Consider the following 436-nt stretch of genomic DNA (forward strand, 5'->3'; position numbering starts at 1 on the left):
ATTTCTGCCGGTCGCCTTTCATTGCCTTGGCTGTCACGGAAATCAGCGGGATGTGAGCGATTGCAGGCTCATTTCGTATCTGCCGCATTGTCTCGTAGCCATCCATCTCCGGCATCATGATGTCGCTCAAGGCTGCGTCGACATCGGGGACCTGTTCCAGCAACGCGATTCCGTCTCGGCCACGCTCGGCGTGCAGTACTTCAATGTCGTAAGTCTCAAGAACACTGGTCAGCGAGTAGATGTTACGGATGTCGTCATCGACGATGAGAACCTTGGCACCGGCAAGATTGGATTTGTTGCCGCCTTCCCCGGTTTCCGTCCCGTTGTCCTGGCGCGCCCCGCCCGGAAGTGTTGCGGAAATATGCAAAGCCAGTTGAGCGAAGTTCTCGGCCCGCGGGACATCCGTCCAGGCCGGATTCAACGTCAGAACTTGCTC

General features: G+C 57.1%; 1 protein-coding gene. It reads right to left on the reverse strand.

Going from position 1 to position 436, the window contains the following annotated elements:
• Positions 1-436, reverse strand: a 436-nt coding sequence (locus EN786_RS36140) for a response regulator (protein ID WP_135910043.1), incomplete at both ends; no start/stop codon positions are given.

The sequence above is a fragment of the Mesorhizobium sp. M4B.F.Ca.ET.143.01.1.1 genome (assembly GCF_004792275.1).
Taxonomy (GTDB): domain Bacteria; phylum Pseudomonadota; class Alphaproteobacteria; order Rhizobiales; family Rhizobiaceae; genus Mesorhizobium; species Mesorhizobium abyssinicae.